This is a genomic window from Comamonas testosteroni TK102 (genome assembly GCF_000739375.1).
GTDB lineage: Bacteria > Pseudomonadota > Gammaproteobacteria > Burkholderiales > Burkholderiaceae_C > Comamonas > Comamonas brasiliensis.
In genome coordinates, this window is the sequence record NZ_CP006704.1 from 2,162,526 (window position 1) to 2,180,741 (window position 18,216).

At 67.6% G+C, this 18,216-nt stretch carries 15 protein-coding genes and 1 pseudogene; 12 read left to right on the forward strand and 4 right to left on the reverse strand.

The window, feature by feature from the left end; all coding sequences use genetic code 11:
* Positions 1–91 precede the first annotated feature (91 nt).
* From O987_RS09805 to O987_RS09830, 6 genes are all read left to right on the forward strand, one after another.
* Positions 92–1,363, forward strand: a complete 1,272-nt coding sequence (locus O987_RS09805; RefSeq protein ID WP_043371958.1) for a TolC family protein — start codon at positions 92–94, stop codon at positions 1,361–1,363.
* The gene (locus O987_RS09810; RefSeq protein ID WP_051962159.1) at positions 1,360–2,016 is read left to right on the forward strand and encodes a hypothetical protein; all 657 of its coding nucleotides are present in this window, start codon (positions 1,360–1,362) and stop codon (positions 2,014–2,016) included. The genes O987_RS09805 and O987_RS09810 overlap by 4 nt, the downstream gene beginning before the upstream one ends.
* On the forward strand, positions 2,013–3,149 hold the full coding sequence (locus O987_RS09815) for an efflux RND transporter periplasmic adaptor subunit (RefSeq protein ID WP_043371960.1): 1,137 nt from the start codon (positions 2,013–2,015) through the stop codon (positions 3,147–3,149). The genes O987_RS09810 and O987_RS09815 overlap by 4 nt, the downstream gene beginning before the upstream one ends.
* Before the next feature lie 10 nt (positions 3,150–3,159).
* On the forward strand, positions 3,160–6,312 hold the full coding sequence (locus tag O987_RS09820; protein ID WP_043371962.1) for an efflux RND transporter permease subunit: 3,153 nt from the start codon (positions 3,160–3,162) through the stop codon (positions 6,310–6,312).
* 96 nt (positions 6,313–6,408) lie between these two features.
* Positions 6,409–6,804 (forward strand): hypothetical protein, encoded by a 396-nt coding sequence (locus O987_RS09825; RefSeq protein WP_179954928.1) that lies wholly within the window; start codon positions 6,409–6,411, stop codon positions 6,802–6,804.
* 40 nt (positions 6,805–6,844) lie between these two features.
* A complete protein-coding gene (locus tag O987_RS09830; protein ID WP_183027933.1) occupies positions 6,845–7,885 on the forward strand; it encodes a DMT family transporter in 1,041 nt (346 codons plus the stop codon).
* A 93-nt stretch (positions 7,886–7,978) separates the two neighbouring features.
* Here O987_RS09830 and chrA read toward each other — a convergent pair whose 3' ends face one another.
* Both chrA and O987_RS09840 read right to left on the reverse strand, forming a co-directional pair.
* On the reverse strand, positions 7,979–9,349 hold the full coding sequence (gene chrA / locus O987_RS09835) for a chromate efflux transporter (RefSeq protein ID WP_043371967.1): 1,371 nt from the start codon (positions 9,347–9,349) through the stop codon (positions 7,979–7,981).
* Complete coding sequence (locus O987_RS09840) at positions 9,346–10,281, reverse strand: chromate resistance protein ChrB domain-containing protein (RefSeq protein ID WP_043371969.1); 936 nt, start codon at positions 10,279–10,281, stop codon at positions 9,346–9,348. Before O987_RS09840 ends, chrA begins: the two co-directional genes overlap by 4 nt.
* Positions 10,282–10,689: 408 nt before the next feature.
* On the opposite strand from O987_RS09840, the gene O987_RS09845 reads away from it, so the two are divergent.
* From O987_RS09845 to O987_RS09865, 4 genes and pseudogenes are all read left to right on the forward strand, one after another.
* On the forward strand, positions 10,690–11,082 hold the full coding sequence (locus tag O987_RS09845; protein ID WP_043371971.1) for a hypothetical protein: 393 nt from the start codon (positions 10,690–10,692) through the stop codon (positions 11,080–11,082).
* A 776-nt stretch (positions 11,083–11,858) separates the two neighbouring features.
* Entirely contained in the window at positions 11,859–12,683 is an 825-nt protein-coding gene (locus O987_RS09855; protein ID WP_043371975.1) for a DUF932 domain-containing protein, read from the forward strand.
* Positions 12,684–12,748: 65 nt separating this feature from the next.
* Positions 12,749–14,811, forward strand: a pseudogene (locus tag O987_RS09860) (ParB N-terminal domain-containing protein).
* Positions 14,812–14,901: 90 nt separating this feature from the next.
* A complete protein-coding gene (locus O987_RS09865; RefSeq protein WP_043371977.1) occupies positions 14,902–15,081 on the forward strand; it encodes a hypothetical protein in 180 nt (59 codons plus the stop codon).
* 125 nt (positions 15,082–15,206) lie between these two features.
* Here the strand turns inward: O987_RS09865 and O987_RS09870 are convergent, their stop codons facing one another.
* On the reverse strand, positions 15,207–15,641 hold the full coding sequence (locus tag O987_RS09870) for a hypothetical protein (protein WP_043376309.1): 435 nt from the start codon (positions 15,639–15,641) through the stop codon (positions 15,207–15,209).
* Positions 15,642–16,478: 837 nt separating this feature from the next.
* Between O987_RS09870 and O987_RS09875 the strand changes: the two genes are divergently transcribed.
* Positions 16,479–16,793 (forward strand): DUF736 domain-containing protein, encoded by a 315-nt coding sequence (locus O987_RS09875; protein ID WP_043371979.1) that lies wholly within the window; start codon positions 16,479–16,481, stop codon positions 16,791–16,793.
* 364 nt (positions 16,794–17,157) lie between these two features.
* Here O987_RS09875 and O987_RS09880 read toward each other — a convergent pair whose 3' ends face one another.
* Positions 17,158–17,448 carry a helix-turn-helix domain-containing protein gene (locus O987_RS09880; protein ID WP_043376311.1) on the reverse strand — a complete coding sequence of 97 codons (291 nt, stop codon included), beginning with the start codon at positions 17,446–17,448 and terminating at the stop codon, positions 17,158–17,160.
* Positions 17,449–17,711: 263 nt separating this feature from the next.
* Between O987_RS09880 and O987_RS09885 the strand changes: the two genes are divergently transcribed.
* Positions 17,712–18,062 carry a DUF2958 domain-containing protein gene (locus O987_RS09885; RefSeq protein ID WP_043371981.1) on the forward strand — a complete coding sequence of 117 codons (351 nt, stop codon included), beginning with the start codon at positions 17,712–17,714 and terminating at the stop codon, positions 18,060–18,062.
* Positions 18,063–18,216: the final 154 nt, after the last annotated feature.

The following is an 18,216-nucleotide window of genomic DNA, read 5'->3' on the forward strand; positions in this document are numbered from 1 at the left end:
GCGATTCCCTCATCTCTTTGCCCGCCCGCGCATGTCCATGTGGGCAGGCATCGCGTGCCTGTGGATCGCCATCGAATGAGTCAGGACTTTCGTGAAACCCGTTCCTTGGTTCGTGGCCTGCGCCATCGCAGGCTGTGCGGCTGTGGGGGGCGCCTTGCCCGCCGCCGCGCAAACCCCTTCGCCAACTCTCCCAGCCCCTCCGGCTGACAACCTCCGAGTCACCCTGGCCGAAGCCGTGGAGGCCGCATGGCAGCGCGCCGTGCAGGCACGCGAAGTTCAGGCCCAGGGCCGGCGCGCCCAGGCCGAGCAGACCGCCGCCTCCAGCCTCTGGGCCGCGCCACCGGCGCTCGAACTCAACCACCGCAATGACCGCTGGCAAACCAACGTCGGGCGGCGCGAGAACGAGATCGGCGTCGCATTGCCGCTGTGGTTGCCTGGTCAGCGCGACGCACGTTCCGCTGCGGCTGGCGCCGAACTCCAGCTTGCCGATGCGCAAACCCAGGCCGCGCGCCTGCGGGTGGCGGGCCTGGTGCGCGAGGCGGCCTGGCGCTGGTCGGCGGCCCAGGCCGAAGCCGATGCGGCCGAAGCCCAGGTGCAATACCTGCAGCGCCTGTCCGACGACGTGCAGCGCCGTGTCCGCGCCGGCGACCTGGCGCGCGCCGATGCCCTGGCGGCGCGGGCCGAGCTGCTGGATGCCCAATCCCTGGCGGGCGAGGTGCGCCAGAAGCGCCAGGGTGCGCAGGCGCAGTGGCGCAATCTGACCGGCCTGGAGGCCATGCCGGAGATGGCACCTCCATCCACGCCATCGGCGGGACTCGACGTTGCGACCAGTGACGTGCACCCCGAACTGCGACTGGCCGCGCAGGCCGTGGAACGGGCGCGCAAGCGGGTGGGCGTGGTCAACACATCCCGGCGTGATCCGCCCGAGCTGCTGCTGCGCTACCGTGAAGAATCGCCGGGCACCGGCCAGACGACTCAGCGCAGCATCGGCATTGGCGTGCGCATCCCCTTTGGCACCGATGGCCGCAATGCGCCGCTGCAAGCCGCTGCCCTGGGCGAACTGGATGTCGCTGAAACCACCGAACTGCGACTGCGCGAGCGCCAGGAAGCCGACCTCGGCCTGGCCCGCTCGGCCATGCGCAACGCTGCCCGCCAACTCGAAGACGCCCGCGACCGCGCCGCGCTGCTGCGCGAGCGCACCCAGCTCATCGACAAATCGTTCCAGGCTGGAGAAACACCGCTGCCCGAGCTGCTGCGCGCAGCCAATGCCGCCGCACAGGCGGATGCCGCCCTGGCCCGCCAACAAGCGGCGCTGGGCCTGAGCCAGGCCCAACTGCAACAAACCCTCGGACTCCTTCCATGAATTCCCTATCCCTTTCCCGACGTGGCTCGTGGTCCGATGGCTGGCAGCAATGGCTGTCCGGCGCCGCGGTGGCCTTCCTGCTGATTCTTTCCAGCGCGGGTACCTGGGCTGCGCCCGGCGCCCATGGCCCCAATGGCGAACACCTGGACACTCCCACGGCGGCGGCAGGCAGCGCCAGCACCGCGCCGCGCATGGAGGCCCGCTCCGAGAGTTTCGAGCTGGTCGCCCACCTCCGGGGCGATGAGCTGTCGATGCTCATCAACCGCTTCGAGACCAACGAGCCGGTGCTCAAAGCCCAGGTCGAGGTTGAATCCGGCACGGCGAAGGCGACCGCCAAGTTCCACGAGGACATGGGCGACTACGCCGTCGATGACCCGGCTTTCCTCAAGGCGCTGAAGGCCCCGGGGTCGCATCCGCTGGTGGTCACGATCCTGGCCGGCGAGGAGTCGGACCTGCTGGAAGGGACGCTGCAAACAGGCCCGGCAACCACGGCCAGTGGCGATGACCACGGACATGCACACGATGGCGCTGGACACAGCGACGGGCACGGCATCTCCAACGTGGTTTGGGTCGTGCTCGTGATGCTGTTGTTGGCAGCGGCCAGCGCCTGGAGGACCCGCCGTTCCCGCAAAGCCCAAGGAGGCGCCCAATGAACACCCGTCTGATTTCTGTGTCGATTCTTGTGACGGCCATCCACATGCTGGCGGCTGGGAATGCCTGGTCGGCCCCTGGCGCGCATGGCCCCAACGGCGAACACCTCGATGCGCCGCAGGCTGTGAATGTCAACGGGCTGATGCGCCTGCCCGACGGCAGCGTCAACGTGCCGATGCTCGCGCAGCGGCGCATGGGCATCCGTACGCAGATCGTGGCCGCTTCGCAGGCACAGGCCACGGTGGAGCTGGCGGGCCGCGTGGTGATGGACCCGAATGCCGGTGGTCGCGTGCAGGCGGTGCATGGCGGCCGCGTCGAGGCCGGCCCACATGGCCTGCCCGTCGCCGGACAGGCAGTGCGAAAAGGCGAGGTGCTGGCCTATGTTCGCCACCATGCCGAACCCTATGCCCAGGCCAACCAGGAAGCGCAACTGGCCGAACTGCGCAGCAGCCGCCAGCTTGCCGCCCAGCGCGTTGAACGCCTGCAGTCGCTGGAAGGCACGGTGCCGCGCAAGGACATCGAGGCCGCGAAAGCCGAGTTGCAAAGCCTGTCCGCACGAGAAAAAAGCATTGGCGCCAGCCTGGGCGCACGCGAAGCACTGGTGGCCCCGGTCTCGGGCGTGATCGCCCGTGCGCAGGCGGTGGCCGGCCAGGTGGCCGATGACCGCGAACTGTTGTTCGAGATTGTCGATCCCTCCCGGCTGATGGTCGAGGCCTCGACCGCGGACGCGGCGCTGCCGGCCCGCATGGCCGGCGCTTCGCTGCGCGAGGCGCCCGGCGCACGCCTGCAACTGGTGGGTGCGGGTGGCGCGCTGCGCGACGGCGTGATGCCGGTCAACTTCCGCCTGCAAGCCGCTGGCGCAGGGCAAGCCCTGCCGCTCGCGGTGGGCCAGCCCGTGACGCTGATTGCCCAGCTTGCCGAGCGCATCGAAGGCTTCACGCTGCCCGCTCAGGCCGTGGTGCGCAATGCCGCCAACGAGCAGGTGGTGTGGATCAAGTCGGGCGCGGAGCGCTACATCCCGCAGCCGGTGCGCGTGCGCACGCTGGACGCGGCCACGGTGGTCGTGGTGCAAGGGCTGGGCGCGGACAACCGCGTCGTGGTCGAAGGCACCGCGCTGCTGGCGCAGATCCGCTGAGGAGCACGCCATGTTCAACTGGATCGTGCGCAGCAGCCTGCGCAATCGCCTGTTCGTGCTCGCCGTCGCGGCTTTTCTGCTGGTGTGGGGCGCCGTCAGCGCTTGGCGCACCCCCGTGGACGTGTTCCCCAACCTGGACAAGCCCCTGGTCACCGTGCTGACGGAGGCCGGCGGCATGGCGCCGCAGGAGGTGGAGCAGCTCGTCACCTTCCCGCTGGAGACCGCGCTCAACGGCATGCCGGGCGTCACCCGCGTGCGCTCGATGTCCGGCGTGGGCCTGTCCATCGTCTATGCCGAGTTCGACTGGGGCACCGACATCTACCGCAACCGTCAGCTCGTCGCCGAGCGCCTGGCGCTGGCGCGCGCGCAGTTGCCCGCCGGCATCGAGCCGTCGATGGGACCCGTGTCCTCGATCATGGGCGAGATCATGCTGATCGCGCTGCCGATCACCGCGCAGGCCCAGGACGGCGCTTCGCCCATGCAGGCGCGCGAGTACGCGGACTTCGTGCTGCGCCCGCGCCTGCTGTCCATTCCCGGTGTGTCGCAGGTGATTCCGATCGGCGGTGACGTGCGCACGCTGCGCGTCGCACCGGACACGGCGCGCATGGCGCAGTTCGGCGTCTCGCTCAACCAGGTGGAGCAGGCCATGAAGGGTTATGCCTCCAATGCGGGTGGCGGCTTCATCGACCTGAACGGGCGCGAGTACCTGATCCGCCACGTCGGCCGCACGGCCGACCGTGATGCGCTGGGCGGTGACCTGGCCGGCGTGGCCGTCGCCTGGAAGGACGGCCGCCCCGTGCTGCTGGAGCAGGTGGCGCAGGTCGGCTTCGCGCCGGGCCTCAAGCGCGGCGATGGCGGCTACAACGGCGGCCCCGCCGTGATCGCCAGCGTGCAGAAGCAGCCCGGCGCCGACACCGTGAAGCTCACCGCTGCCGTGGAGGCGGCGCTGCAGGAGCTGGTGCCCGGCCTGCCCAAAGGCCTGGCCCAGCCGCAGGTGCTATTCCGCCAAGCCGACTTCATCCGGGCCTCGGTGGGCAACGTGGGCGAGGCGCTGCGCGACGGCGCTGTGATGGTCGCGGTCATCCTGTTCGCTTTCCTGCTGTCGGCGCGCACCACGCTGATCTCGCTGCTGGCCATCCCGCTGTCGCTGGCGGTGGCGGCGCTGGCCTTCCGCGCCTTTGGCCTGTCGATCAACGTGATGACGCTGGGCGGGCTGGCCATCGCCATCGGCGAACTGGTGGACGACGCCGTGGTGGACGTGGAGAACATCCTGCGCCGCCTCAAGCAAAACCGCGCGGCGGACGATCCGCTGTCGGTGCTGGAGGTGGTGCGCCGCGCCAGCGTGGAGGTGCGCTCGGGCATCGTTTACGCCACGCTGGTCGTGGTGCTGGTGTTTGTGCCGCTGTTCGCGCTGCCGGGCATCGAGGGGCGCTTGTTCGCGCCGCTGGGCGTGGCCTACATCGTCTCCATCCTGGCCTCCATGCTGGTGTCGATGACGGTGACGCCGGTACTGGCCTACTACCTGCTGCCGCGCATGAAACGCATCGACCACGGCGACAGCCCGCTGGTCGCGTGGCTCAAGCGACTGGATACGAGGGTGCTGGCTTGGTCTTTCCCACGGGCGAGGGCGCTGGTGGCTTGCGCTGCCGTGGCGGTGCTGCTGGCTGGGGCCAGCGTGCCGTTCTTCCCGCGCGCTTTCCTGCCCGCGTTCAACGAGGGTTCGCTGGTTCTCGGGCTCGTGCTCTCTCCGGGCACCTCGCTGGAACAGGCCAACCGCATCGGCGCCGAGGCCGAGCGGCTGATCGCCGAGGTGCCCGAAGTGCGGCAGGTGGGCCGGCGCACCGGCCGCGCCGAGCTGGACGAGCATGCCGAGGGCGTGCATGCGGCCGAGATCGACGTGGACCTCAAGCCCTCGGCGCGCAGCCGCGAGGCCATCATGGCCCACATCCGCGAACGCCTGGCCCTGCTGCCCGCGCAGGCCACCATCGGCCAGCCGATCTCGCACCGCCTGGATCATTTGCTCTCGGGCGTGCGGGCGCAGATCGCGCTCAAGGTCTTCGGCGATGACACGGATGCGCTGCGGGGGCTGGCCGAGCAGTTGCGCGGCCGCCTGGCCGGCATTCCGGGCCTGGTGGACCTCACGGTAGAAAAGCAGGTGCTGATCCCGCAGATCACCGTGCGCATCGACCCGCGCAAGCTGGCGCAGACGGGCCTGGCGCCTGGCGAGGCGGTGCGGCTGCTGAAAGCGCTGACCGACGGTGCGCACAGCGCCGAGATCGTGGACGGCCCGCGCCGCTACGACCTGGTGCTGCGGCTGCCCGACCAGCGGCGCAGCCCGCAGGACCTGGCCGCCACGCTGATCGACACGCCAGCCGGGCGTCTGCCGGTCTCTGCCTTCGCCACGGTGGCGGAAGAAGACGGCCCCAACCAGATCGGCCGCGAGAACGGACGCCGGCGCATCGTGGTCTATGCCAACACCGATGGCCGCGACATGAGCGCCATCGTCGCGCAGATCCGCCAGGCCATCGGCGAGACACCGTTGCCGCCGGGCTACTTCATCAGCCTGGAGGGCCAGTTCCAGGCCCAGGAGCAGGCGGCGCAGTTGATCGGCGCGTTGTCGCTGGTCTCGCTGGCGATGATCTTCCTGGTGCTGTACGCGCGCTACCGCTCGGCGGTGCTGGCCGGCATCGTGATGGCCAACATCCCGTTGGCGCTGATCGGCAGCGTGGTGGCGATGTGGATCGCGGGCGTGAGCCTGTCTGTGGCCTCGATGGTGGGCTTCATCACCCTGGCGGGCATCGCCACGCGCAACGGCATCCTGAAGATCAGCCACTACATCAATCTGTGCAAGTTCGAGGGGGAGACCTTTGGCATGCCGATGATCGTGCGCGGCTCGCTGGAGCGGCTGACGCCGGTGCTGATGACGGCCTTGGTGGCCGCCTTTGCGCTGACGCCGCTGCTGCTGGCCGCCGATGCGCCCGGCAAGGAAATCCTGCACCCGGTGGCGGTGGTGATCTTCGGTGGGCTGGTCAGCTCGACCGTGCTGGATACGTTGCTCACGCCCGTGCTGTATTGGCTGCTGGGTCGCAAGCCCACCGAGCGGCTGCTGCAGGCGGAGCCGGAGGCCGCAGGCCAGGTGCCAGTGCCGCAGGAGGCGTACTGATGCGGGGTGACGCACACCCCGCCTGAATGCTGTTTCGACAAGGCTTTGCGGCGCCGCCTTTTTTGCAAGCGCGCTGCACCCTGAAAGGATGATCCGATGAACTTCAAACCTGCCTCCCTGCGCCTGCTGGCGGCTTCTGCCTTGTGCGCGGCTTCTCTGCTGGCTGCTCCCACTGTCTTCGCGCATGGCGATGCCAAGCCACAGCATGGCGGCATCGTGCGAACCGCCAGCGACCTGTCGTTCGAGCTGGTGGCCGCCGCCGATGGCGCGACGCTGTATGTCATCGACCACGGCAAGGACTACGACACCGCCGGCGTGAGTGGCAAGCTGACCGTGCTCAATGGTGCGGACAAGTCCGAGGCCGACCTCAAACCCGCCGGTGGCAACAAGCTGGAGGCCAAGGGCGTGAAGCTGGGCAAGGGTGCCAAGGCTGTGGCTGCGTTGCAGACCGCCGACAAGAAGACCGTGACCGTTCGCTTTACGGTCAAGTAACGCACCAAGGGTACGCTGGCGCACCATGAAACACGCTTCCATGCCTTGGCCCGCCCTGCGGGGCGGCCTGTTGGCCTTGCTGGCCGCAGCCCTGTTTGGCATCAGTACGCCGCTGGTGCAGCGCATCGGCGCGGGCGTGGGTGCGTTCTCGACGGCGGCGCTGCTTTACGCAGGCGCAGCCATCGTTGGCCTGCTCTCGCGTCAGCGGGTGGACAAGGAAGCGCGGCTGGTGCGCGGCGACTTTCCGCGCCTGCTGGCCATGGCCGCCTTTGGGGCGGTCCTGGGGCCGGTCGCGCTGGCCTGGGGTTTGCAGCACACCAGCGGCACAGGCGCTTCGCTGATGCTGACCCTCGAAGCCCTGTTCACCGCGTTGCTGGCACGGCTGCTGTATGGCGAGACCATGGACCGGCGTGTCTGGGCCGCCATGCTCCTGCTGCTGGCCGGAGGCCTGGCCCTGGTGCTCGATCAGGGGCGCGAGGGCGGCAGCCAGCTTTGGGGGTTGCTCGCCGTGCTCGTCGCCACGATGGCCTGGGGCACGGACAACACCTTGTCGCGCGCGCTGGCCGAGCGTGATCCCGGCCAGGTGGTGCTGGGCAAGGCCGTCCTGGGGACTTCGGCCACGGCCCTACTGGCCGTTTTGGCGGGGGATCCGTTGCCGACGCTGGGCGCGGCCCTGAGCCTGATGGCCGTGGGTGCCACGGGCTACGGCCTGAGCCTGCGCTTTTACCTGCTGGCCCAGCGGGCCTTCGGCGCGGCGCGCACGGGGTCGGTGTTTGCGTTTGCACCCTTCATCGGCGCCGCGATCGCCATGGCCCTGGGAGACCGCAGCGGCACGTGGATCATGGCGGTGGGGGGCCTGCTGATGGTGCTGGGGGTAGTGCTGCACCTGGCGGAGTCGCACGGACACGAGCATGCACATGAGCGGCTGGAACACGAGCACGCACACAGCCACGGCGACGGCCACCATGACCACGCGCACGATCCCATGCCTGTAGGCACGCACAGCCATGCCCACGTACACGAGCCGATGGTGCATGTGCACCCGCATGTGCCGGATGCGCACCATCGACACGAGCACTGACATTTGCTCAGAATGACCTTGAACGGGCTGGATCGAAATGCGAAAGCATGTCTCGGTGCACGCTCAAGCGCCCGTTTGGCCGCCACATAGGGCTCAAGCTACCAGCGGACGCGCCAAGGTGGCCGCGAGGCCGATCACTGCGCACGCACCCAGCAGTGGCATCACGCCCAGCTTGAAACGGAACAGGGCCACCGCGGCGCCCAGTGCGATCAGGGCCGAAAGCCAGTCGAATGCGCCGCTGAAGCCCTGAGGCCACAACACGTGGTACGCGAAGAACAACGCCAGGTTGAGGATCACGCCCACGACGGCCGCCGTGATCGCCGACAGCGGTGCGGTGAAGCCGAGTTTGCCGTGCGTGGCCTCGATGGCCGGGCCGCCCGCCAGGATGAAGACGAAGGACGGCAGGAAGGTGAAGAAGGTCACCACGGCAGCGGCCAGTGCGCCGCCGAGAAACAGCGCATCGGGGCCAAGCACCTGCTTGAGCCAGCCGCCGACGAAGCCGACGAAGGCCACCACCATGATCAGCGGCCCCGGGGTGGTCTCGCCCAAGGCCAGACCGTCGATCATCTGCGCGCCCGAGAGCCACTGGTGATGCTCCACCGCGCCCTGGTACACGTAGGGCAGCACCGCGTAGGCGCCGCCGAAGGTCATCAGTGCGGCCTTGGTGAAGAACCAGCCCATCTGGGTCAGCGTGCCCTGCAGCCCCTGTACCGCGACGAGCGTACCCATCGCGAGCGCCCACAGCCCCAACCCGGCGGCGAGAACCTTGGCCAGGTGGCTGCGCGAGAAGCGCGCGTGCGCCGGCGTCGGCGTGTCGTCGTCGATCAGGGCCGGGCCATAGCCTTGCTGGGCACCGCCATGGCCGCCGCCGAGTGCGAACACGCCCGGCGCCCAACGGGCACCGAAGTAGCCGATCAACGCGGCGGCCAGGACGATTGCCGGGAAGGGTGTGCCGAAAGCGAAGATCGCAACGAAGGCCAGCGCCGCGATGCCCCACATCCAGCCGTTCTTGAGCGCCCGGCTGCCGATGCGGTGCGCGGCATGCAGCACCAGCGCCGTGACGGCCGGCTTGATGCCGTAGAAGATGCCCGCCACCACCGGCACGTCGCCAAAGCGCAGGTAGATCCACGACAGCGCGATCAGGATGAACAGCGAGGGCAGCACGAACAGTGCGCCGGCCACGATGCCGCCCCAGGTGCGGTGCATCAGCCAGCCGATGTAGGTGGCGAGCTGCTGCGCCTCCGGGCCGGGCAGCAGCATGCAGTAGTTCAGCGCATGCAGGAAGCGCTTCTCGCTGATCCAGCGCCGCTGCTCCACCAGTTCGGTGTGCATGATCGCGATCTGCCCGGCCGGCCCGCCGAAGCTGATGAAGCCGAGCTTGAGCCAGAACCAGAAGGCCTCCCGAAAACTCACGGGCGCGGGCGCTGCATCTTGCTGCTGCGGGCGTTGGAGAACGGCACTCATGAAGAGGCTCCCGGCGCCGCGTAGAGCGCATCGAAGACCGCGGATGCGGCGAGGACCAGTCGATCGTCGTCGGCATGCACTTCGCGCAGGCCGTCGAGCACGGCTTCCAGCCCAGCCGCTTCGGCCACAGGAATGCCGCCGACGTCGAGGTAATGCACGGCCCCGGCGATGCGCTGCAGCTTCGGATCAGCGTCCAGGCCGAAGCTCGCGGCCATCACCTCGAAGGTCACGCGTGCGCCGACGTGGGTGAAGCGGGCGCCGTCGTAGTCGAAGCCGATGACGCCGCGCGGCGCCTTCCTGGCATCGCTCAGCCAGGTGAACTTGGCCTTGGGATCGATGAAGCGCCGGACCAGCCAGGCGCAGGCCAGCCGGTCCACCCAGGGCCTTGCCCGGGTCGCCCAGGCCTTGCCTTTGAACTTGGCGGGGTCGAGCCGCTCGATGCCATCGTCGGCGCGCGGCTGTGGCTCGCCCTTGGAGAAATGGTTGTCGAAAGCGCGCCGCAGCGCCAGGAGGTCCGAGTCGGCCTGCTGCGCGGCGGGGCCGGGGTAGTAGTCGATGCGTCGCAGCGTCTGCAGGGCATCCGCCACGCCGCGCAGGCGGCGCCGTGTCTCGGTTTCGCCCAGCTTCTCGAGTTCGGCCTGGAGCGCTGTGGCAGTGTCGCGCCATTGCGCGTAGGCCTCGGTCCGGTCGAACTGGGCCAGCACCTCGGCGCGTTGCGCCTCGTCGCGCGGCGACAGGATCAGGACAGAGGCCGTGCCGCCGTGCTCCCGGACCTCGGTGGCCAGGGACTCCAGCGCCGCCGCGTGTTTATCGGGCAGCAGGTAGGCGCCATCGCGCAGGGCGGCGCAGCCCAGCGCCTTGAGGGCGCGCCAGATGCGCAGGCGCACGGCGTTGGGCTGGGTGGGGAGCGTGACGATCAGGATGGACCACATCCAATGAATCATACGCTACAGATATTGAAATATTTATCTCTAAATTTTTGGTGTAGCTGAGTGATGGCTGGGGCACGGCAAACCGTTGATGGCGTCTCGGCGTACCGCCGTCGGGCTCGCGGGCTGCGCCCCGCGCCTCGTTCCGAGTCGCGGCCATTCGGCTTTGATCCCTGACGCCTCCGGCCCTCTCGGGCCTGCGCGCTTCGCTTGCCAAAGGCAGGCATGTGTAGGGGGCGGGGTGTGGGCGGTCTTGCTGTTCCCTTCACCGTATCACGGCGTTCTCGCCGTCAATGACTGCGCGTGCTTGCACGCTTGCGGCCTGGTGGCCGTCTTCGATCTTTGACCGCTTGCGCTGCGCCGTGCTGGCGACGGTTCCGGGCAATTCCGCCCGAGTAACCGGAGTTCATCATGAGCGACAAATCACACGTTTCCATCGAACAGCACATTTGCCTGGTCTGCGGCGCGGCCTTCGAGACGGGCAGCATCCTGTTGGACCGCCGCCTGCGCGCGAGCATGGAGCATCACACGAAGACGGGCTGGGGGCTGTGTCCCGAGCACCAGAAGCTGGCCGATGACGGCTTTGTCGCATTGGTCGAATGTGATCCGCAGCGCAGCGGCTCGCAGGCCGACGGGCGCATGAAGCCCGAGCAGGCGTACCGGACGGGGCGGCTGGCCCATCTGCGGCGCACAGTGTTCGCCCAGGTGTTCAATGTGCCGATCGCGGATGAGCAGGCCTGCGTGTTCGTGGAGCCTGGCGTGATCGACCACTTGCAGTCAATGACGGCGCCAGCGGCGAACTGATCTCGCCGTGCTGCCTTCGGTGCGTCATTCCTTCGGGAGCGACGCACTTTTTTTCTGCTACGCCTGGTGCCGGTGCCTTCGCGCCCCTGGCGAGGCGCTGCGCGCTTCGCTTGCCTCCAGGGGAAAGCCCTGCGGGCTATCCCCGCCGCGCAGGCTTGGCGCCCCTGAACACCGCCGACCCGGCTGCGCCGGATCGGCCAGACAGCAGCCGCATCAGGCCCACGATGCCTTGCGTGTGCTCGTCCTGATTCTGTCGTTCCTTCGTCTTTGAAGTCCGGGCGTCCCCGGCCACCTGGGAGATGGCCGGTCGCGCTGTCGTGCGCGTAGCGCATCGAGCCGCCTGCGGCATCTCGCCCCCTGACGGGCTTCCATCGTTCCCTCGCTCCGCTCGGCTGACGCCTCCGGCCCGGCTTCCAGCTTCGGGCCTGCGCGCTTCGCTTGCCGTGCGGTCGGCATGTAGAGGGCCGTTGCCATGTCCAGCCGTCTTCCCTGACCTCATCACCTTGTCCGCGACTGTAGCCCGCGCCCGTGTGCCGTCAAGGCGCGCAGGGCCGTGTCCTCGGCTGCGCCTGCGGGCCGCACCCACCCTGCGCTTGTCTCCTTGACGGCCCCCGTCCGCGCGCTCCTGACCGTCGCGGGCGATGAACTCAGGAAAGACGGTGGCAACAGGGCCAACCGGGTTCTTCGTGCCGACCGCACCGAACAGCCGAAAGGCTGGGCTCCGAATCTAGGAATCCGGTGTGCGGTTTCTTCAACAGCCAAGTCAGGAGAAAGACATGCTTGCAACCCGTTTCGCTTCCCACTCCCCAGCATTGCGCAGCGACTACCCGCTGTCCGATGACCAGATTCGTAGGGTGGCCCCGTCCATCTTCGCGGACGCGCCACATGAAAGCCGTTCCGAGCGGTACAGCTACATCCCCACCGCAGCCGTGCTGACCGAGCTGCGCAAGGAGGGGTTTCAGCCCTTCATGGTGACGCAGACCCGCGTGCGCGATGAAGGCAAGCGCGAACACACCAAACACATGATTCGCCTGCGCCACGCCAGCCAGATCAACGGCGCAGAGGCTAACGAAATCGTGCTGCTGAACTCGCACGACGGCACCAGCAGCTATCAGATGCTGGCCGGAATGTTCCGTTTCGTGTGCAGCAATGGCCTTGTTTGCGGCGACACCGTGGCGGACGTGCGCGTACCCCACAAAGGCGACGTGGCCGGTTCCGTTATCGAAGGCGCTTTCGAGGTGTTGAGCGGCTTCGAGCGCGTGAAGGAATCCCGCGACCTGATGCGCGGCATCACCTTGGACGATGGCGAATCCGAAGTGTTCGCCCGCGCCGCGCTTTCCCTCAAGTACGACGACCCGGACAAGCCCGCGCCCATCACCGAATCGCAAATCTTGATACCGCGCCGGTTCGACGACCGCCGTCCCGACCTGTGGAGCGTGTTCAACCGCACGCAGGAGAACTTGACCAAGGGCGGATTGCATGGCCGCAGCGCCAACGGACGCCGCCAGCGCACCCGCCCCGTGCAGGGCATTGATTCCGATGTGCGCCTCAATCGCGCCCTGTGGCTGCTGGCCGATGGCATGCGCCAGCTCAAGGCTTGAGCCGTTCCCCCGCCGGAGGGGCGGTTCCCCTCCATTCCTTTGTTTCACTTGACTGGAGATACACCATGAACGCCGTTACCCAAACCGAAGCCCGTGCCATCCAAGCCCCTGCGCTGGAAGCCGCCGACCCGACCAAGAACCTGATTCTGGTTCCGCTGTCGCGGCTGGTGCTGCGCCCCACGGGTCGCAATGTGCGCAAGACCCCGCACATGTCCATCCACGAACTGGCCGCGAGCATTCAGCGCGTGGGCTTGCTGCAAAATCTGATCGTGATTGCATCCGCCGATGGCGAGCATTACGAAGTCGTGGCCGGTGGCCGTCGCCTCGCAGCCCTCAAGCTGCTGGCGAAGAAACACCGCATCCCGAAGGAGTGGGCGGTGCCTTGCCTGCTGGTGGCCGATGGCACGGCCCGCACCGCCAGTCTCACCGAGAACGTGCAGCGCGAAGCCATGCACCCGGCAGACCAGTTTGAAGCCTTCGCGGCGCTGGTGGCCGAAGGCCGCCCCATCGAGGACATTGCGGCGGATTTCTCCGTCACGCCGCTGGTGGTGCAGCGCCGCTTGAAGCTGGCGAATGTTTCGCCGCGCTTGATGGCCGACTATCGGGCCGATGCCGTGAGCCTTGACCAGTTGATGGCGCTGTCCATCACCGACGACCACGCCGCGCAGGAAAGCGCCTTCTACGACGCGCCGACATGGCAGCGCGGCCCCTCCGCGCTGCGCGAACGCCTGACCGAGCGGGAAATCGACGCCTACCGGCATCCGCTGGTGCGCTTCGTCGGGCTGGACACCTACGAGGCCGCAGGCGGTGGCGTGCGCCGTGACCTGTTCGCGGAAGGCGATACGGGCGTGTATCTCGCCGACGCCGCGCTGTTGGAACGGCTGGCGCAAGACCGGCTGGCAGGCATCGCCGCCGCTGTCCGCGCCGAGGGTTGGGCATGGGTGGATGCCACGCCGGGCGTGACCCATACCGATCTGCACGCTTTTCAGCGTGCGCCGAGGGAACGGCGCGAGCCGAACAAGCGTGAGGCGCAGCGCATCGAAAAGCTGCAAGCCAAGATGCACGAACTGGCGAAGCGGTGGATGCCGCAATGGACGCCGAGGACGAGGACAAGGCAGACGCCTTGCAGGAGGAAGGAGAAGCCTTGGGCGAGCAGTTGCAGGCAATGGAAGATGGTTTGCAAGGGTATGCCCCGAGCGTGAAGGCCGCAGCCGGTGCCATCGTCACCATCGACCGCAACGGTGAGGCCGTGGTTCATCGTGGGCTGCTGCGCGAAGCGGAAGCGAAAGCACTTCGCACGCTGGAGAAGCTGCGCCAAGGTTTCGGCAGCGTGGAAGGCGAAGCCGAGAGCGGCAACGAAACTGAGGACGACGAGCAGCCCAAGACCGCCGCCATGTCCGATCGGCTGGCGCAGCGGTTGAGCGCCCACCGTACCGCCGCGCTGCAGATCGAAGTCGCCCGGCATCCGCAAACCGCGTTGGCTGCTGTGGTGCATAGCATGGTGCAGACCGTCTTGCAGGAACGCCACTACGGCCACGGCTTACCGCTGGGAGTAAGCCTGAAAGTGCAAGACCGGCTGGAAGGCATGGCCCCGGACTGGCCGGAATCCCCTGCGGCCGTGGCGCTGCGCGAACTGCAACAGGTGGTGGGCGAAGCCTTGCCGGAGGACAGCGCCGAACTGTTCGCCGCGCTGCTGGCGAAGCCGCAAGATGAACTGGTGCGGCTGCTGGCGGTATGCGTGGCCTCCACGGTGGACGTGGTAACGCTTCGCACCACGCAGCGCCAGCCCGGCGGGGAACTGGCGCAGGCCGTGGGCTTCGACATGGCCGCATGGTGGACGCCGACCGCAGAAGGCTACTTCAAGCACGTTTCCAAGGCCGTGATTCTGGATGCCGTGGGCGAGTACGCGCCGGAGCACGTCACCCGGCTGGCGAAGTTGAAGAAGGCCGACATTGCCAGCGAGGCCGAACGGCTGGCGGATGGCACGGGCTGGATGCCCGCCATCTTCAAGGCCGAAGGCCCGCAGCAGGCAGCGCAGGAAAGCGCGCAGGAAGAAGGCCCGGAGCAGGACGCCCCGCAGGATGCCGAGGCAATGGCGGATGAACCCGCCGTGGCGCTGGCCGCTTGACCCGCGCCGAAGGCAAGCGCCCCGGCTTCAACCGGGGCGCTTCGCAGGAAGGAGAAGCTCCATGAACCATACCACGACCCCCCCCCGCGCATGGTGGCGATCTATGGCCCCGGCACGGTGCGCGCCCGCCGCTGGCACGGCGCAGGCGACGTGCGCGGCTACCATCCGCCTTCGGGCTGGACGGCCCGCGCTGACCTCACCGACATTCATCCCATCACGGGCCGCACCTTGCCGCGTGCCGTGTGGTGGCTCATCGAGACGAAGGAATGACGCCGGCACTGGCCCCAGCGTTTCGCGCTGGGGCCGGTGGATTCAAAAATCCGGGCGCGGCAGTGGCCGCGCCCGGTGTTGAAGGCCAACAGCCGGTTCAGAGCGCCGCCGCCTTCGCGGCGGCGTCAGACGATGCCGTGCTGCCTCAACAGCGCCTGTTCATCGCCTGATACCCAGCCGAATATCTTGGGTTCGCCGTCAAGCTGCTGCACGAGGTAGTGAACGTCGAAGTCGATGGACACGTCCGAGGTTGCGCCCCGGTCATAGGTCGCCGTCCAGGCGACGTGTGCAAGGCAATGGTGTTCGTCGATGGGGTCGATGCGAACACCGCGCAGAACCATATCCTTTTTGCCGAGCTGGCGGTAACGCTCGAATCCTTGGCTCATGACCTGTTTCAGTTGCTTGTCGTTCTGGCCGGCCATGACACCGGCCGGCGAGGCAGCGATGAAAGCTGTGGCATAGGACGAGGCGACTTGCTCCATGTCCGCTTCGTTTTTCAGGCCTTGGCGGAAGAAGTCCTGGTATCGCTTGAAGAACTCATGGATGAACTTTTCTTCCATCGGTGCTCCCTGGTTTTGGGCCATCGCTGTTCATGCCCATCATGGTAGAGCGTGTCGGCGCAATGCGCCGCCGGGCTTTCGGGCTGCGCCCCGTGCCGTCTTTGCCGTCACGGCCATTCGGCTTCAATCCCTCACGCCTTCGCGCCTGCGGCGCTGCGCACTGCGCTTGCCTCCAGGGGAAAGCCCTGCGGGCTATCCCCGCCGCGCGATGCTTGGCGCCCCTCGATGCCGCCGAACCGGCTGCGCCGGATCGGCCCGGCCAGCGCCCCGTCGCAGCGGACATGGCGTGGCTGATGCGCTTGGGCTTGCTGCGGCAGGTTGTACGAAAGCGTGCCGTCCCCGACGCTGGCAGTTCGTTGTCTGCGTGTGTCACGAAGGATGGTTCACGGACACGCCGCCCGGCCTTGTGGGGAGCTTCCGCACCGCGCTTGCAGCAGGGCCGCCGCAAGGTGCAGGGGCGCATTCCTCCTGTCGTTGGGGATGGGCCTTGGCTTCATGTCAGGGGGCGTGCCGGTGAAACCTTTGCGCAGGGATGCCGAGTCGGCCATGTCTCCTTTCGGATTGGGAGGGGGCGGCCCAAGGCGTCCTTGTGTTGTTGTGAATCCTGGCGGTGGCGCGGCTGCGCCTCGGGCTTCATGGCTGCAACCGTCCGGCGAAAACAGTTTCCCCTGCTTTGTCACTGCGTTCGGCGCATTCCTCGCGGGACAAATTGTTGTCGCCTCCCGGCCCTCCACTGCGTTGCGGCCGCAAGCGGTGCAGCCAGCCCGTCCCCCGCCGTCCGGATCACAACAACGACGCGATGGGCGCGAACCTTGTTCAACCGTAAGGAGATTCATCATGGCAACCATCGGCACCTTCACCGCGGACAAAGACGGCTTCACCGGCGCGCTGCGCACCCTGACCCTCAACGTCAAGGCCAAGCTGGTTCCCAATGACAAGGGGGGCAACGAACACGCCCCCGATTACCGCGTGCAGGCGGCGGGCTTCGACATCGGCGCGGCGTGGAAGAAAGTCAGCAAGGCCGAGCGGCCCTACGTGTCCGTGACCCTCGACGATCCTTCGTTCCCGGCAACGGTCTATGCCCGGCTGATCGAGGAAGAGGACGGCACGCACACGCTGATCTGGTCGCGCAGCAAGCCCCAGGCGGCCTGACGGCCGCAACGCCCCGCCCACTGCGGCGGGGCGCTGTGCTGCTTTCGCAGCGCTGCATGGAAGCCCAATCATTGCGGGAGCGTGCTCTCACTGTTGGGCTGCTTCTGTCTGGATGTGGTGAGTCTGAGGCTGCAGGAATGGCCGGGCGTGTCGGTGCCTTGCACCGCCGGGCTTTTCGGGCTGCGCCCCGTGCCGACTTCGCCGTCACGGCCATTCGGCTCCAATCCCTCACGCCTTCGCGCCTGCGGCGCTGCGCGCTCCGCTTGCCTCCGGGGGAAAGCCCTGCGGGCTATCCCCGCCGCGCAGGGCTTGGCGCCCCTCGATGCCGCCGAACCGGCGTGCGCCGGATCGGCCCGGCCAGCGCCTACGGCTGCGCCGCTGTGAGCTGGCCTTCCGTCGCGGTCATCAGCACCGCCGTGCTGCATTCAAGCGCGCTGGCGATCTTGAAGATGATGGCCAGCGTGGGCATGTGCTCGCCGCGCTCGACCTTGCCCATGTGGGAACGCTCGACGCCAGCCAGGTGCGCCAGTGATTCCTGCGCGATGCCGCGCTCCATCCGCAGCGCACGCACCGCCGCGCCGAAGGCGTGAGCCAACTCGGCGTCATGGGTGGTGGAGCCGGCCGGTCGGCCGCGCTGAACGGATCGCTTCTGCATGGACAGAAGCGTCAAGTCGCAGCACAATTAAAACCACGTTATCTTTAACTCTTTCATGCCATTGGCCGTATTCGTGCTTTTACGGAAATCCGCTTTTGCGGATTCCGCCAAAACCGGAGAACCGCCATCGTGTCTTTCCAGATTTCTACAATTCCGCTTTTGCGCTTCCGTACTTCCACGGCTTGGGTGGAATACGCCTCCGCGCTTCGACGTGGAAACGCAAAACCGGCTGGGCACTCCCATGTTGAAGCAGGAATACCGTGATGAACGCTCCCCTTGTCACCGATGAACAGCGCGCCGCGCTGCTGGTGAACGGGTGGCTTGCTGCCACTGGCGAACCGAACGACCCGTTGCCGGTCGTGCGGCTGTTCACGCCCGACGCGCACGCCACCTGGCTGCTCACCGCGCTCGATCCCACTGACGGCGATACGGCCTACGGCCTGATCGACCTGGGAATCAGCATGCCCGAGCTGGGCCGCGTGAAGCTGTCCGACCTCGCGTCCATCGTCGGGCCGAACAAGTTGCCCGTGATGCGGGATCGGTATTTCCAGGCGGTGCGCCCGCTGTCGGAATATCTGCGGCTGGCGCAAGAGAACGGTTCCATCGTCGATTGAACCGCCCACGCACCGGCGAAACCGGGCGTATTGAGACTATTTCAGTCTTATTCCAGACTCGCCAAGTCTCAATTGGCACTCATGCATCCAAGCCCTGCGCTTCTGCTTGAAAAAGTCACGATCTTTCACGCGGCTTGCGGCATGGTGTTTTGTG

Coding starts and splice junctions, on each gene's coding strand:
- O987_RS09880 (WP_043376311.1), bottom strand. CDS start 17,448: ATGCAGAAGCGATCCGTTCAGCGCGGCCGACCGGCCGGCTCCACCACC.
- O987_RS09870 (WP_043376309.1), bottom strand. CDS start 15,641: ATGGAAGAAAAGTTCATCCATGAGTTCTTCAAGCGATACCAGGACTTC.
- O987_RS09845 (WP_043371971.1), top strand. CDS start 10,690: ATGAGCGACAAATCACACGTTTCCATCGAACAGCACATTTGCCTGGTC.
- O987_RS09875 (WP_043371979.1), top strand. CDS start 16,479: ATGGCAACCATCGGCACCTTCACCGCGGACAAAGACGGCTTCACCGGC.
- O987_RS09885 (WP_043371981.1), top strand. CDS start 17,712: ATGAACGCTCCCCTTGTCACCGATGAACAGCGCGCCGCGCTGCTGGTG.
- O987_RS09810 (WP_051962159.1), top strand. CDS start 1,360: ATGAATTCCCTATCCCTTTCCCGACGTGGCTCGTGGTCCGATGGCTGG.
- O987_RS09865 (WP_043371977.1), top strand. CDS start 14,902: ATGGTGGCGATCTATGGCCCCGGCACGGTGCGCGCCCGCCGCTGGCAC.
- O987_RS09825 (WP_179954928.1), top strand. CDS start 6,409: ATGAACTTCAAACCTGCCTCCCTGCGCCTGCTGGCGGCTTCTGCCTTG.
- O987_RS09855 (WP_043371975.1), top strand. CDS start 11,859: ATGCTTGCAACCCGTTTCGCTTCCCACTCCCCAGCATTGCGCAGCGAC.
- O987_RS09820 (WP_043371962.1), top strand. CDS start 3,160: ATGTTCAACTGGATCGTGCGCAGCAGCCTGCGCAATCGCCTGTTCGTG.
- O987_RS09830 (WP_183027933.1), top strand. CDS start 6,845: ATGCCTTGGCCCGCCCTGCGGGGCGGCCTGTTGGCCTTGCTGGCCGCA.
- O987_RS09815 (WP_043371960.1), top strand. CDS start 2,013: ATGAACACCCGTCTGATTTCTGTGTCGATTCTTGTGACGGCCATCCAC.
- chrA (WP_043371967.1), bottom strand. CDS start 9,349: ATGAGTGCCGTTCTCCAACGCCCGCAGCAGCAAGATGCAGCGCCCGCG.
- O987_RS09840 (WP_043371969.1), bottom strand. CDS start 10,281: ATGTGGTCCATCCTGATCGTCACGCTCCCCACCCAGCCCAACGCCGTG.